Source organism: Collinsella sp. D33t1_170424_A12 (genome assembly GCF_015554865.1).
Lineage (GTDB): Bacteria > Actinomycetota > Coriobacteriia > Coriobacteriales > Coriobacteriaceae > Collinsella.
Window position 1 is genome coordinate 1 of record NZ_JADNJJ010000040.1, and the last position, 12,751, is coordinate 12,751.

14 protein-coding genes, 1 other RNA gene and 1 pseudogene are annotated in these 12,751 nt (G+C 62.2%); 12 read left to right on the forward strand and 4 right to left on the reverse strand.

The features are described 5' to 3' along the window. The 12 genes and pseudogenes from I2E26_RS01920 to I2E26_RS01975 all read left to right on the forward strand — a co-directional run. A pseudogene (locus tag I2E26_RS01920) lies at positions 1-205 on the forward strand (hypothetical protein); the annotation flags it as partial. A gap of 222 nt (positions 206-427) precedes the next feature. Then, the gene (gene ftsZ, locus I2E26_RS01925) at positions 428-1,561 is read left to right on the forward strand and encodes a cell division protein FtsZ (RefSeq protein ID WP_147588090.1); all 1,134 of its coding nucleotides are present in this window, start codon (positions 428-430) and stop codon (positions 1,559-1,561) included. A 136-nt stretch (positions 1,562-1,697) separates the two neighbouring features. Then, complete coding sequence (locus tag I2E26_RS01930; protein WP_195419402.1) at positions 1,698-2,483, forward strand: polyphenol oxidase family protein; 786 nt, start codon at positions 1,698-1,700, stop codon at positions 2,481-2,483. 5 nt (positions 2,484-2,488) lie between these two features. Continuing rightward, complete coding sequence (locus I2E26_RS01935; RefSeq protein ID WP_370551421.1) at positions 2,489-3,316, forward strand: phosphate ABC transporter substrate-binding protein; 828 nt, start codon at positions 2,489-2,491, stop codon at positions 3,314-3,316. A gap of 1 nt (position 3,317) precedes the next feature. Then, on the forward strand, positions 3,318-4,241 hold the full coding sequence (pstC, locus tag I2E26_RS01940; protein WP_195419403.1) for a phosphate ABC transporter permease subunit PstC: 924 nt from the start codon (positions 3,318-3,320) through the stop codon (positions 4,239-4,241). A gap of 4 nt (positions 4,242-4,245) precedes the next feature. Next, complete coding sequence (gene pstA / locus I2E26_RS01945) at positions 4,246-5,157, forward strand: phosphate ABC transporter permease PstA (RefSeq protein WP_195419404.1); 912 nt, start codon at positions 4,246-4,248, stop codon at positions 5,155-5,157. A 9-nt stretch (positions 5,158-5,166) separates the two neighbouring features. Then, on the forward strand, positions 5,167-5,970 hold the full coding sequence (gene pstB, locus I2E26_RS01950) for a phosphate ABC transporter ATP-binding protein PstB (RefSeq protein ID WP_147588094.1): 804 nt from the start codon (positions 5,167-5,169) through the stop codon (positions 5,968-5,970). Between the two features lie 69 nt (positions 5,971-6,039). After that, the gene (locus tag I2E26_RS01955) at positions 6,040-6,876 is read left to right on the forward strand and encodes a PhoU domain-containing protein (protein ID WP_147588095.1); all 837 of its coding nucleotides are present in this window, start codon (positions 6,040-6,042) and stop codon (positions 6,874-6,876) included. Positions 6,877-7,059: 183 nt separating this feature from the next. Then, positions 7,060-7,800 carry a YggS family pyridoxal phosphate-dependent enzyme gene (locus I2E26_RS01960; protein WP_147588096.1) on the forward strand — a complete coding sequence of 247 codons (741 nt, stop codon included), beginning with the start codon at positions 7,060-7,062 and terminating at the stop codon, positions 7,798-7,800. 72 nt (positions 7,801-7,872) lie between these two features. After that, positions 7,873-8,619: a cell division protein SepF gene (gene sepF, locus I2E26_RS01965; RefSeq protein ID WP_147588097.1), complete on the forward strand. Its 747-nt coding sequence runs from the start codon at positions 7,873-7,875 to the stop codon at positions 8,617-8,619. Between the two features lie 7 nt (positions 8,620-8,626). After that, positions 8,627-8,896, forward strand: coding sequence for a YggT family protein (locus I2E26_RS01970; RefSeq protein WP_147588098.1), 270 nt, complete (start codon positions 8,627-8,629; stop codon positions 8,894-8,896). Positions 8,897-8,951: 55 nt separating this feature from the next. Beyond that, the gene (locus I2E26_RS01975) at positions 8,952-9,608 is read left to right on the forward strand and encodes a DivIVA domain-containing protein (protein WP_147588099.1); all 657 of its coding nucleotides are present in this window, start codon (positions 8,952-8,954) and stop codon (positions 9,606-9,608) included. Between the two features lie 169 nt (positions 9,609-9,777). Here the strand turns inward: I2E26_RS01975 and I2E26_RS01980 are convergent, their stop codons facing one another. The 4 genes from I2E26_RS01980 to rnpB form a co-directional block, all read right to left on the reverse strand. Next, positions 9,778-10,314, reverse strand: a complete 537-nt coding sequence (locus tag I2E26_RS01980) for a nitroreductase family protein (RefSeq protein ID WP_195419405.1) — start codon at positions 10,312-10,314, stop codon at positions 9,778-9,780. A gap of 8 nt (positions 10,315-10,322) precedes the next feature. Further along, a complete protein-coding gene (locus tag I2E26_RS01985; RefSeq protein ID WP_147588101.1) occupies positions 10,323-10,946 on the reverse strand; it encodes a DUF47 domain-containing protein in 624 nt (207 codons plus the stop codon). Positions 10,947-11,008: 62 nt separating this feature from the next. Continuing rightward, positions 11,009-12,058, reverse strand: a complete 1,050-nt coding sequence (locus I2E26_RS01990) for an inorganic phosphate transporter (protein WP_195419406.1) — start codon at positions 12,056-12,058, stop codon at positions 11,009-11,011. Positions 12,059-12,253: 195 nt separating this feature from the next. After that, positions 12,254-12,609, reverse strand: an RNA gene (gene rnpB, locus I2E26_RS01995) — RNase P RNA component class A. Positions 12,610-12,751: the final 142 nt, after the last annotated feature.

Genomic DNA, 12,751 nt, shown 5'->3' on the forward strand with positions numbered 1-12,751 from the left:
AGCGCAGATCAAGTATCTTTCCGTGCCGTCCAAGGAGGCCATCGCCGCCAACCTCGTATCGGGCATCGAGGTCGCGCTGGGAGCGCCAGAGGACATCGGCCTGAAGGAACGCGTCGTCACCACGCTTCTCGAGCAGCAGCCGGGCGTCACGTACATCGATGTGCGAACGCCCAACGCGTATACATTTCGCAGCGTGCCCAAATAGGCGAGCAGGGGAGCCGTTTACCTGCGACTCGGTGAACGGCTCCATGATTTACCTGGTATTTGATTACCAAATTCACAATTGATGCGGTATACGTTTGACAAGTGCCGCAAAAACATGCAAACATACAGTGTTTTACCTCTACGTTTAATCTGAACTTGAGGGTTACCAGTACCGTTTTCTATTCACAAGCATTACGTTGAGCGATGTTCGGAGGACCGACACATGCACGAGAACGAGATCAACAACTATCTTGCCGTCATCAAGGTGGTCGGCGTGGGCGGCGGCGGCACCAACGCGGTCAACCGAATGATCGAAGAGGGTATCCGCGGCGTCGAGTTCGTCGCCATCAACACCGACGCGCAGGCGCTCGCGATCTCCGATGCAGATATCAAGGTCCACATCGGCACCGACCTCACGCGCGGCCTGGGCGCCGGCGCCAACCCCGAGGTCGGCCGCAAGGCCGCTGACGAGAGCCGCGACGACATCGCCGAGGCCCTTGCCGGCGCCGATATGGTGTTCATCACCGCGGGCGAGGGCGGCGGCACCGGTACCGGCGCGGCCCCCATCGTCGCCGATATCGCCATGAACGAGGTCGGCGCGCTGACCGTGGCCGTCGTCACCAAGCCGTTCACCTTCGAGGGCCGCAAGCGCAAGAAGGCGGCCGAGGAGGGTATCAAGACCCTGTCCGACAGCGTCGACACCCTCATCGTCATCCCCAATGACAAGCTGCTCGACATCGCCGAGAAGAAGACCACCATGCTCGAGGCCTTCTCCAACGCAGACGGCGTCCTCTCCCAGGGCACCCAGGGCATCACGGACCTCATCACCGTCCCCGGCGTCATCAACCTGGACTTCGCAGACGTGAAGACCATCATGCGCCAGGCCGGCACCGCCATGATGGGCATCGGCGTCGCCTCCGGCGACTCCCGTGCCGTCGACGCCGCCCAGCAGGCCATCTCCAGCCGTCTGCTCGAGAGCTCCATCGATGGCGCCACGCGCGTCCTGCTCTCCATCGCAGGCTCCAAGGACCTCGGCATCCAGGAGATCAACGACGCCGCCGACCTCGTCGCCAACGCCGTCGACCCCGAGGCCAACATCATCTTCGGTACCGTCGTGGACGAGTCCCTGGGCGATCAGGTGCGCATCACCGTTATCGCCACGGGCTTCTCCGATTCCAACGTCAACCGCCAGGACGACCTGTTCGCCCAGTCCCAGGCCCAGGCTAAGGCCGAGGCCGCGGCTCCCGCTCATGCCGCGCAGGCTGCCCCCACGCGCAACGTCGGCGGCACCGAGCTTCCCAATTTCGGCAACGACCAGTTCGAGCTGCCCGATTTCCTCAAGCGCGGCAACTTCTAAGGTCGCTTCGTCCTCATGCACCTGCAACCCGCCGGGAATATCCCCGGCGGGTTTTTCTTTACGGCGCTTGGGATAGCGCCCGTCAATCGGTTATCCCGCACAACATCATTTTGGATGTGCGGCGGAGGAGGTATCTATGGATCGAGTGGAATACGAATCGGGCGTCGTGCTGCATCGGGCCGACCACGGCCGCGTGCGCCTTGCCTTTACCGAGCGCTCGGGCGGCGTCTCGAAGCCTCCGTATGCATCGCTTAATCTGGGGAGCCATGTAGGGGACGATCTGGCCGCGGTCGAGGAGAACCGTCGTCGCGCGCTCGCGGCCCTTGGTTGCGAGGCCGATGCGCCGCGCCTGCTCGTTCCCAACCAGGTTCATGGGGATGACGTGGTGGTCGTTCGAAATTCCGACGAGCGCGAGCTTGCCGTTATACGCGAGCGCATCGCCGCCGGGGCGGACGCCATCGTGTGCACCGCTTTGAACGTGCCCGTGCTGCTGTGTTTCGCCGATTGCGTTCCCGTGCTTCTGACCTGCGGAGATGCCGCGTTTGCAGTGGTCCATTCCGGTTGGAAGGGCACGTATGCGCGCATCGCGGCCAAAGCCGCTCGAATCCTATGCAGCGAGACCGGGCTCGATGCATCCCATATTCGCGCGTATATCGGACCGCATATCCAAGGTGACGAATATCAGGTCTCAGCTGACCTGCTGCACACATTCTCATTACGGTTTGATAACATTGAGGATACTGCATCGCGGCTGCTCGACCTGTCCGCGTGCATCGTATCGTCGCTCGAAGAAATTGGAGTTCCTCCGTGCGAAATTCACGACTTGCGGCTTTCGACCGTGCGTCTCAACACCCGGTTCTTCTCGTACCGGGCCGAGGCGGGCACCTGTGGTCGTCACGCCGCCATAGCCGTGGCCCTCTAGCGCTCATTGCCGCCGGGGCCCTCTCTTTTGTCACAGCCGTATCCATCTCCGCGTGCTCGACGACCGTATCCACGGGGTCGATCACCGTTGCGGGCTCCACGACCTGCCTACCCATCGCCGAGGTGGCTGCCGAGTCCTATACCGAGCAGACCGGTGTGTCGGTGCTCGTGTCGGGCCTGGGTTCCAGCGCGGGTATCGAGGCGGTTTCCAACGACACCGCGGATATCGCCACCTCCTCACGCGGACTCAACGCCCAGGAGCAGGACCTGGGGCTCACGACCATCCCCATCGCCCACGACGGCATCGCGGTGATCGTGAACCCCGACAACCCGGTCCAGAACCTCTCCGTCGACCAGCTGCGCGCCATCTACGCCGGCGAGGTCACCAACTGGTCCGAGGTCGGTGGCGAGGACCTGCCCATCCAACTCGTCAATCGCGATGAGGCTTCGGGTACGCGCGAGGCGTTCAAGTCCATCATCATGGACGGTACGCCGTTCGACCGCCGAGCCGCCGTGCTCTCAGGCACCGGCCAGGTGCGCGACGTCGTAAGCCGCACGCGTGGAGCCATCGGCTACATCTCCATGGGCTTCGTCGAGTCCAAATACGCTCAGACCCAGGTTCGCGCCATCAGCGTCAACCATGTCGAGCCCAGCGAGAAGACCGTCGCCAGCGGCGGTTATCCCATCTCGCGCGACCTGTATTTCTTCACGAAGGGCGAGCCCTCCGACGAGGCGCAGGGATATATCGAGTACGTCTTGTCCGACGAGATGGACGACCAGATTCGCGAGGCGGGCTTCATTCCCGTGAGCAACGATGCAGGGGAGGAGATGTAGCATGACGAGCGTCGACCGTCCCGACGCAGGCGAGAACCAGGCTCCGCGCAAGCGCGAGCTCGCCCTCGTTTCGCGCAGCACCTATCTTAAGGAGAAGGGCCTGCAGTACCTCTTCTTCGCATGCGCCTTCCTGGCCGTGGTCACCGTGCTGCTCATCTTCGCGTTCACCATGATGCAGGCCGCGCCGGTGTTCACCGATATCGGGCTGGCGAACTTCTTCGGCTTCACCTGGGCTCCGACCGAGGGCCAGTACGGCATCATGTCCCTGCTGGCGGGCTCCGGCCTCGTCACCGTCGGCGCGCTCGTGCTCGGCGTCCCCCTCGGCGTGGGCACCGCCGTCTACCTTACCGAGATCGCCACCGACCGCGTGCGCGCCCTCATCAGCCCGGCGGTCGACCTGCTGGCCGGCATTCCCTCGATCATCTACGGTTTCTTCGGCATGGTGATCATCCGTCCCGTGGTGGCGGAGCTCACCGGCGGGATGGGCTTCGGCGCCCTGACCGCATGGCTCGTGCTCGCGATCATGATCGTGCCCACCATCACCACGCTCACCATCGACGCGCTCAACTCCATCCCCATGGGCATCCGCGAGGCCTCCTATGCGATGGGCGCCACCAAGTGGCAGACCATCTACAAGGTCGTATTGCCCGCCGCCCGATTCGGCATCGTCGACGCCGTGGTGCTGGGCATGGGCCGCGCCATCGGCGAGACCATGGCCGTGCTCATGGTCGTCGGCAACGCCCCCGTCATCCCCGAGTCCATCTCGAGCCCGGTATCCACGCTCACGAGCCAGATCGCGCTCGACATGAGCTATTCGTCGGGTCTGCACCGTACGGCCCTGTTCGGCATGGGCGTGGTGCTGTTCATCATCTCCGCATCGCTCGTGGGCATCGTGCGCCTGCTGTCCAAGATGAGGAAGGGATAGGGCTATGGCTATCAACCAGACTTCTCACGCCGCCGACGAGCAGCTGAGCTCCTCGCAGCGCATCAAGCGCGTCCTGTCCCACGGCAAGCAGGGACGCATCTCTAAGAACACGTCCAACAAGGTGATGCTCGGCGTCTTTCGCGTTGCGGCCGCCATCACCACGCTCGTGCTGGTCGCGATCATCGCCTACGTGGTGATCAACGGCCTGCCGCACATCTCGCCCGATTTCATCTTCGGCTGGCCCCACGGCGTCAACGCCGAGGGCGGCATCTGGCCCACCATCGTCTCGACCGTCTACGTCACCGCGCTCGCCATGCTCATCTGCACGCCTATCGCCGTGCTGGCAGCGGTCTATCTCGCCGAGTACGCCAAGCAAGGTCGCCTGGTCGGCATTATTCGCTATGCCGCCGACGCCCTTGCATCGGTGCCCTCCATCGTCATGGGCCTGTTCGGATATGCGCTGTTCGTCGAGGCCATGGGTTTCGGCCTGTCCATGTTCTCCGCCGCCCTCGCGCTCGCGCTGCTCATGCTCCCCATCATCATGCGCACCACCGAGGAGGCTATCCGCGCCGTGCCGCGCTACATCCGTTGGGGTGCGTACGGCCTGGGCGCCACCAAGTGGCAGGTCGTCTCCCGCATCGTGCTCCCGTCCGCCTTCGGTCGCATCGCAACCGGCATCGTGCTGGGCATCGGCCGCGCTATCGGCGAGACCGCCGTCGTCCTGTACACCATGGGCCAGGCTATCAACCTGCCTATCACACCCATGGATTCCGGCCGCCCCATGACGGTGCACCTGTACCTTCTGGCCAATGACGGCATCAACATGAACGCCGCCTACGGCACCGCGTTGCTGCTGATGATCATCATCCTCGCCTTCAACCTGTTCGCACGCCATCTCTCTCGCAAGAGCAAGTAAGGAGCTCCCGTGACCGTTTACCAAGCTGCGCCCACGCCCGAGATCAGCGCTATATCCACGGCGAATTTCGATTTCTGGTACGGAGATTTCCACGCCCTTACCGATGTCAACCTCAACATCGCCAAGAACAAGATCACCGCGTTCATCGGCCCCTCCGGTTGCGGCAAGTCCACCTTCCTTCGCTGCATGAACCGTATGAACGACCTGATCGAGGGCACGCGCATCGAAGGTTCGATGACGCTCGACGGCGCCGATATCTATGCCGAGGGCGTCGATCCCGTCGACCTGCGTCGCCGTGTGGGCATGATCTTCCAGCAGCCCAACCCCTTCCCCAAATCCATCTACGAGAACGTCGCTTTTGGCCCGCGTTTGCAGGGCGTGACTAGCAAAAGCGACCTCGACGACATAGTCGAAGAGTCCCTCAAGCGCGCCAACCTTTGGAAAGAGGTATCCAATCAGCTCTCGAAAGACGGTCTGGCGCTTTCCGGCGGACAGCAGCAGCGACTGTGCATCGCCCGCGTCCTGGCGGTTCAGCCGGACGTGCTCCTGATGGACGAGCCCTGTTCGGCCATCGATCCCACCTCCGTTCAGAAGGTCGAGGACCTGATGGCCGAGCTCGCGCCCGAGATGACCATCATCATCGTTACGCATAACATGCAGCAGGCCGCGCGTATCTCCGATTACACTGCATTCTTCTTACAGGAAGTCGCTGGTGAGCCTGCTACACTTATCGAGTATGGTCAAACCGACGCTCTCTTCACTAGTCCGATGGATAAGCGCACGGAGGACTATATCACCGGCCGTTTCGGCTAGTCACCGATTCGCCCGGCTCGTACTGGTTGCGGATGTAGCACGTCCGCGCGCGTCTGATTGGAGCCTAGAATGCGCAAACTGTTTTCCCGTCAGCTGGTCGAGGCTCGCCACGAGATGTTCTCCATCTTCGAGGCCGTCGACCTGGCGTTGCACGATGCCGTGCGCGCCTATGTAGAGGACGATAAGAAGCTCGCCGCCGCGACGCAGGAGGCAACGTTCCAGATCGATGCCCGCTGCGCCAACCTCGAGGCCGTGTGCTACAACCTTATTGCCACGCAGAGCCCGGTCGCGTCCGATTTCCGCCTGCTGCAGACCATCATCTACATCGATTTCAACCTGCAGCGCATGTGCGACAAGGTCCGCCGTATCGCTCGCGCCGCCAAGCGCAAGGTGAAAAACGATATCGAGGTGCCCGTCGAGATGGTGCAGCTCATCGATGCCGAAGCGCAGGGCGTCTTCCGCGTGCTGGGCGCCACCATCTCCGCGCTCGTCAACAACGACCTGTCGATCGTGCTGGCTCTCTCCGATGAGGACGAGGCCGTGCACGGTGCGTATCAGGAGTTCTTCCGCGTCTTCAATCGCACCGAGACCATGGATGTGGCCGACGACGCGCAGATGGACGACTTCCGCCGCACCATCATGGTTTCGCGCTATCTCGACCGCATCGCATCCATCTCCATGGAGTGCGCGTATCGCCTGGTCTTCCTGCTTACGGGCCAGCGCGCTTCGGCGGCCGATCTGGCCGAAGCAGACGAGGGCGAGCTCGAGAGCATGCGTATCCCCTCGGGCGAGGGCGTCATCCTCGATCCCGCTGCCGATGCGCGCTATGTAGCCGAGCTTCCGCTCGAGGAGGTGGGCGACCAGCTGGCCGCCCTCATCCGCAAGGCGGCTGAGACTACGGATTAGCCTGCTGCCTGTCGGGCCATGTGTTTGCAAACCGCCGTACGAATCCGGATACGAGGATTTGTCCGGCGGTTTTTGCATAAGCGGCGCTTCATGATGCAAACGTGTAGCGATGGCGATGAAGCTGCTGCGCCGCGGACCGCTGCGGTAGTATGGGCTGCGAACCACTGCGAAGGGAATCCCGCTATGGATATGGCATATCTCGAACATCTTAAACGTCGCCGAGAGGCCATCCTCTCCCGTATGGCGCTGGCACTCGATCGCAGCGGCCGCAGCTTCGCCGACGTCGACATGGTCGCGGTTTCCAAGACGGTTGGGGCCGACGAGGTCGAAGCGGCTATAGCTGCCGGGTTCAGGCGATTCGGTGAGAATCGGCCCCAGGAGCTCATCAGGAAGACGCAGCATGTCGCAACCCTTCCAGATGCGCCATGCGTGCGATTCGATATGATCGGCAACCTGCAGACGAATAAGATCAACGCCGTGCTGGGCCGTGCGGAGCTCATCCACTCCATCAGCTCACTCCACCTCGCCAAAGCCGTTTCAACGCGCGCGCAGCGCCATATCGCGGAGGGTTCGCTGCCTGGTCCTCAGGACGTGCTGATCGAGGTAAATGTGGCCGGTGAGCGCTCCAAGTCGGGGTTTTCTCCCGATGAGCTTCGCGAGCTGTTCCCCGAGCTGAGCGCACTTTGTGGAATTCGCATCCGAGGGCTTATGACGATGGCTCCTCGCGGGGATAAGCAGAGGGCGCGAGCATGTTTCTCGGGCCTACGCGAGCTGCGCGATGAGCTGTCGGCGCAAGACCCGGCGCTCGACCTGCGCGAGCTGTCGTGCGGCATGAGCGAGGACTTCGATATCGCGCTCGAGGAGGGTTCTACCATCGTTCGCCTTGGTAGGGTGTTGTTCGACCCTGGTTTTGCAGTAGAATAAGCAGGTCAGGCATGCGCTTGACCTGCACCATTCGAAGATCAAACGAAACCTAGGGCAGAGAGGTTGAGAAACGTGGGCTTTTTAGACGATATCAAAAGCAGGCTCCCGTTCGGTCAGAACCAGTCCGGCTACGGCCAGGAAGGCTACGGCCAGGACGGTTATGACGATTATTACGAGGGCGGCTCGGATGCATACGCCACCGATGGCTATCAGGACCAGGGCTACGGCGCCCAGGCCGATACGGGCTATGCTTCCCAGTACACCGACGAGGACTCGAGCTCGGGGCTGCTCGGTCAGACCCATCGCGGCGAGGCGGCGTCCGTCGCCGTGTATACGCGCAGCGGTCAGCCCGTCGGCGATGCCGAGCGCCACGCAACCACGTACAACCCGCCCGCACGCGGCCAGGAGGCCTATCGCCCCGGCGCGTACGATACGCCGTCCAGCTATGCCGAGACCCTTCGCTCGGTGCCCTCGCCGGCGTCTCCGGCCCCCGCTTCCGACGTGTCGGCGCAGGTGAGCGCCGTGGTCAACAATACGCCCCAGCTGCCTGCCTACATCCTGCGGCCCGAGAGCTACGACGACGTGGAGACGGTCGTTCGCCGCGTCCGCACGCGCCAGCCCGTCGCGCTCGTCTTCGTTGGCGTGCGTACCGAGGTGGCTAAGCGCGTCCTCGATTTCAGCTATGGTTTCGCCTGCGGTCTGGGCGCCAGCATCAAGGAAGTCGCCGACCGCGTGTTCATCGTTTTGCCCCAGGGCTGCGAGGTCAAGGAATCCGACCTGGCCAAGCTCCGCTCCGAGGGCTACATCAAGTCTAAGTAGGAGAACCGTGACCCCGTACACCCTTGTCTCTATCATTCAATCGCTCTTCCAGTTCTATAACTTCCTGATTCTGGCGTACTGTCTGCTCACGTGGATCCCCATGAATCCCAACGGCCTGCTCGCCGACATCGGGGCGGTGCTCGAGTCCCTGGTGGGACCGTTTCTCAACTTCTTCCGCAGGTTCATGCCAGCTATGGGCGGTATCGATTTCTCGCCCGTTATTGCTGTTCTTGCGTTGACCCTTATCGAGCGGCTTCTCATAGGTATACTTTTGTAGGAAACGCATGGCGGTGCTCGCTAGGGCCGCCAGGTGCATGGAAAGGATTGTTTCGATGGCTATTACTCCCGCTGATATCCAGGCTCAGACGTTCTCCGAGGCCAAGCGCGGCTACGATCCCGCCGAGGTCGACGTGTTCCTCGAGCAGATCTCGTCCGAGGTCGACGCTATGCTCAACAAGATCGTCGACCTGAAGACCCGCCTCACCGCAACCGAGCAGCAGCTCGCTGACGCCCAGGCCGCCCTCGCGCAGAATGCCGCCGCGCCCGCTCCGGCACCCGCGCCCGCTCCGGCTCCCGACTTTACGGCCACCGAGCGCCAGATCTCCGCTGCCCTCATCGCCGCGCAGCAGACCTCCGATGCCATCATCAACGATGCCCAGGAGAACGCCGAGCGCATCCGCAACGAGGCCGACGCGAAGGCCCGCGAGGTCATTCGTCAGGCTCTTGCCGAGAAGCAGAAGCAGATCGACGAGATCGATCGCCTGAAGGCTTCTCGTGAGGACTTCAAGAACGAGTACATGAAGCTCATCCAGCACTTCATGGACGAGGCCCAGAACTCCTTCCCGGCTGAGCTGCTCGCCAATACCCCTACGGGCTCCGCTGCTGCCGTGGCTCCCGTCGCGGCTCCGGTGTCCGAGCCCATGGCGACTGCGCCCGTGGCCGATCCGTTCGCTCCGCTCGACAACTTCGTGGCCGACGATCTGGACTAGCCTTCGGTCTCTCAAGATCTTTGCAACGTGTACGGCTGCCGGTCATGTATCGGCGGCCGTTTTTGTGTGTAACGGTCTTGAAAGCCTATGAGAGAGCCCGCATCTCCGTTAGGGGGGTGCGGGCTCTCTCTTTCGTATACTACGCCGAATACGGCGTTACAAGGCGTTGCTAGGCGTGCACGTTGGTGAAGTCTGCAAGGGCTATGGTGCGGGCCTCGCGCGCCTCGGGATCGGCGATCGAATCTGCGGCGTAGCCCACGGTGAGCATGTGGATGGGGTAGACGTCCTCGGGCAGGTCGAATACCTCGCGAGCGACCTCGGGGTTGAAATGGCATACCCAGCACGTGCCCAAGCCGAGCTCGGTGGCCTGCATCATCATCTGGTCGACAACGATGGCGGTGTCGATATCGGAGGCGTTGCGCTGATCATACTTGCGCACCCAGGCCTCGTCGGTCTTGGCGCATACGAGCAGAACGACCGGAGCGCCGAAGACGCTGCCGTCGCGCTCGAATCGATAGGCGGCCTTCGCCGCGGCCTCGCGGAGCGACGGCGTGTCGCATACCAGCACGCGTGCGGGATGATTGTTGCATGCGGAGGGGGCGATGCGGCCCGCCTCGAGGATGGCCGCGAGCTTTTCGGGCTCGACGGCATCGGCGGTATAGTGCCTGCACGAATAGCGCTGGCGCGTAAGCTCGGTGAATGACATAGGGGCTCCTAGCTGTTCTTCATCACGATGGACTCGACGGTATCGGCAACGAACTCGCAGGAGTCGGCGCAATACTCAAGGAACGTATAGACGTCGCGCCAGGAAATGATGGTGAGGGGATCGAGGTCTGCGGTGTGAAGCTCGCGCATGGCCCCGATGTAGATGTCGTCGCACTCGCTCTCGATGGTGTTCACGGTGATGACGTGCTCACGCAGGCTCTTGGAGCGCTTGAACTGCGGCAGCTCGAGCACGAGGTCGTGCATCTGCTCGGTAGCGCGCACCACCTTGGCCGACATCTCCAGGGCGTCCGGGCGCATCTGCTGGATATTGGTGAAGTAGATGCGGTGCAAGACGCCTTCGATGCGGTCGATCACGACGTCGAGGGAGTTTGCCAGGGTGGCGATGTCCTCGCGCTCGATCGGTGTGATGAAGGCGGTGATCAGCGCGTCGTTGATCTCGTGGACCAGCTCGTCTGCTTCCTGCTCGATCTCGTGCATCTCGGCGACGGCCTCCTCGATCTTGGAGGGATCGAAGTGATGCATGATGGTGTCGAGCTTGATGGCCGCCTTGCAGGCGAGCTCGGCCGCCGAGGCGAAGCAATCGTAGTAGAACGCGTCGTTTTTCTTAGCCATGATGAGTCCTTTGGTTGCGGGGATGTTTGCGGATGGGGATTCGCCTGGAACAGGCGAATCGGCTAGATGAAGAGCAGGAACAGCTTAGCCATGAGGAAGCTGATGAGGCCGCAGCCCGGGAACGTGAACACCCAGGTGAGCAGCATGTCCTTGACCACGCCGAAGTTGATGGCCGAGATGCGCTTCACGGCGCCCACGCCCATGATGGCCGTTGTCTTGACGTGCGTGGTGGAGACGGGGATGCCCGTGAGGGTGGCCAGTAGCAGGCACATGGAGCTGGAGAGGTCGGCGGAGAAGCCCTGGTACTTCTCGAGCTTCACCATGTCCATGCCCACGGACTTGATGATCTTCTCGCCGCCGACGGACGTGCCCACGCCCATCACGACGGAGCACAGCAGCATGAGCCACACCGGGATGATCATGTTCTCGACGGAGGGCTGGCCGTTGCAGAAGGCGACGCCCAGGAAGAGGACGCCGATGAATTTCTGGCCGTCCTGAGCGCCGTGCATGAAGCTCATGCCGGCGGCGCCGGCGATCTGTGCCCACCGAAAGAAGGTGTTGGACTTCCGCCGATCGCTGTTGGCGAAAAGGATGGTAACGATCTTGCAGGTCACCCAGCCCATGGCGAAGCCCAGGCCGAGGGAGAGCACCAGGCCGTAGAGAACCTTCACCCATTCGTTCATGTTGACGCCCTCGGCGCCGCCGAGCGCGATGGCCGCACCGGTAAGGCCGGCGATGAGGCTATGGCTCTCGCTCGTGGGGATGCCGAAGATGCTCGCGCCCACGGAGTACACCACGATGGAGAAGAGCGCCGCGCACAGGGCGATGAGCGCGATCTGGGTGTTCGCGCCGAAGTCGACCATGTTGGAGATGGTCGAGGCGACGCTGGCGTTGATGTGCGTCATGATGAAGACTCCGAGGAAGTTGAAGATCGCGCTCATGATGATGGCCGCTTTCGGCGGCAGGCAGCGCGTGGTGACGCACGTCGCGATGGCGTTGGGCGCGTCGGTCCAGCCGTTGACGAAGATCACGCCGAGCGTGAGCAGGACCGTCATGGCGAGGATCGGATTTGAAAAGACTTGGGAGATGAAATAGGAGAATGAGACGTCCACGAATAACCACATTCCTATCGTGCGGCGCATGCGAGGCGCGCACCTTTGTAAAGCGTCTCTAAGGATAACACCTTACACAAAGCTAACGAGCAGTTAATACAGCTAGCGAATGTAATGAATCAGTAAAGGAAATGATGGTTTGGGCGCGTCTCGGGATGTCGTTGGCGCGCCGGGGCTATTTCGGGGATTCGAAGAAGGCAAAGCGGGCCGATAAGCCGGGTTCTGTCGCGGGCGATCATTTATCTTGCCTGCACGTCACCGTGCAGTTCCACGCACGCTACCCGAACGCGGACCGGGCCGGCCCATCGCGTTCCTATTTGCGCTTGCTCCGGATGGGGTTTACCAAGCCGCCATGTTGCCACGACGCTGGTGGTCTCTTACACCACCGTTTCAGCTTTTCCCTTTACGACGAGTCGTAGGTGGGAGTCTTCTTTTCTGCGGCACTTTCCGTCGGGTCGCCCCGCCTGGCCGTTAGCCAGCATCCTGCCCTGTGGAGCCCGGACTTTCCTCACATGCGAACATGCCGCACGCGCGATCGCCTGGCCCGCTTTGCGGGGGGTATTGTACCACGAAGCCGGGATGTCGGGGCCGCCGCCAGCGCAGGCACATAACACGCGTTCAGTTGATCTCGCTTTCGCGAGGGGTCTGCGCCGTCATGGACGGTCCGCCTAACATATAATCGATATCCGACGA

What these genes read in the sequence shown, in the direction of transcription:
- ftsZ (WP_147588090.1), top strand. Translation starts at nt 428, where the DNA reads ATGCACGAGAACGAGATCAACAACTATCTTGCCGTCATCAAGGTGGTC.
- I2E26_RS01930 (WP_195419402.1), top strand. Translation starts at nt 1,698, where the DNA reads ATGGATCGAGTGGAATACGAATCGGGCGTCGTGCTGCATCGGGCCGAC.
- pstC (WP_195419403.1), top strand. Translation starts at nt 3,318, where the DNA reads ATGACGAGCGTCGACCGTCCCGACGCAGGCGAGAACCAGGCTCCGCGC.
- pstA (WP_195419404.1), top strand. Translation starts at nt 4,246, where the DNA reads ATGGCTATCAACCAGACTTCTCACGCCGCCGACGAGCAGCTGAGCTCC.
- I2E26_RS01955 (WP_147588095.1), top strand. Translation starts at nt 6,040, where the DNA reads ATGCGCAAACTGTTTTCCCGTCAGCTGGTCGAGGCTCGCCACGAGATG.
- I2E26_RS01960 (WP_147588096.1), top strand. Translation starts at nt 7,060, where the DNA reads ATGGATATGGCATATCTCGAACATCTTAAACGTCGCCGAGAGGCCATC.
- I2E26_RS01975 (WP_147588099.1), top strand. Translation starts at nt 8,952, where the DNA reads ATGGCTATTACTCCCGCTGATATCCAGGCTCAGACGTTCTCCGAGGCC.
- I2E26_RS01980 (WP_195419405.1), bottom strand. Translation starts at nt 10,314, where the DNA reads ATGTCATTCACCGAGCTTACGCGCCAGCGCTATTCGTGCAGGCACTAT.
- I2E26_RS01985 (WP_147588101.1), bottom strand. Translation starts at nt 10,946, where the DNA reads ATGGCTAAGAAAAACGACGCGTTCTACTACGATTGCTTCGCCTCGGCG.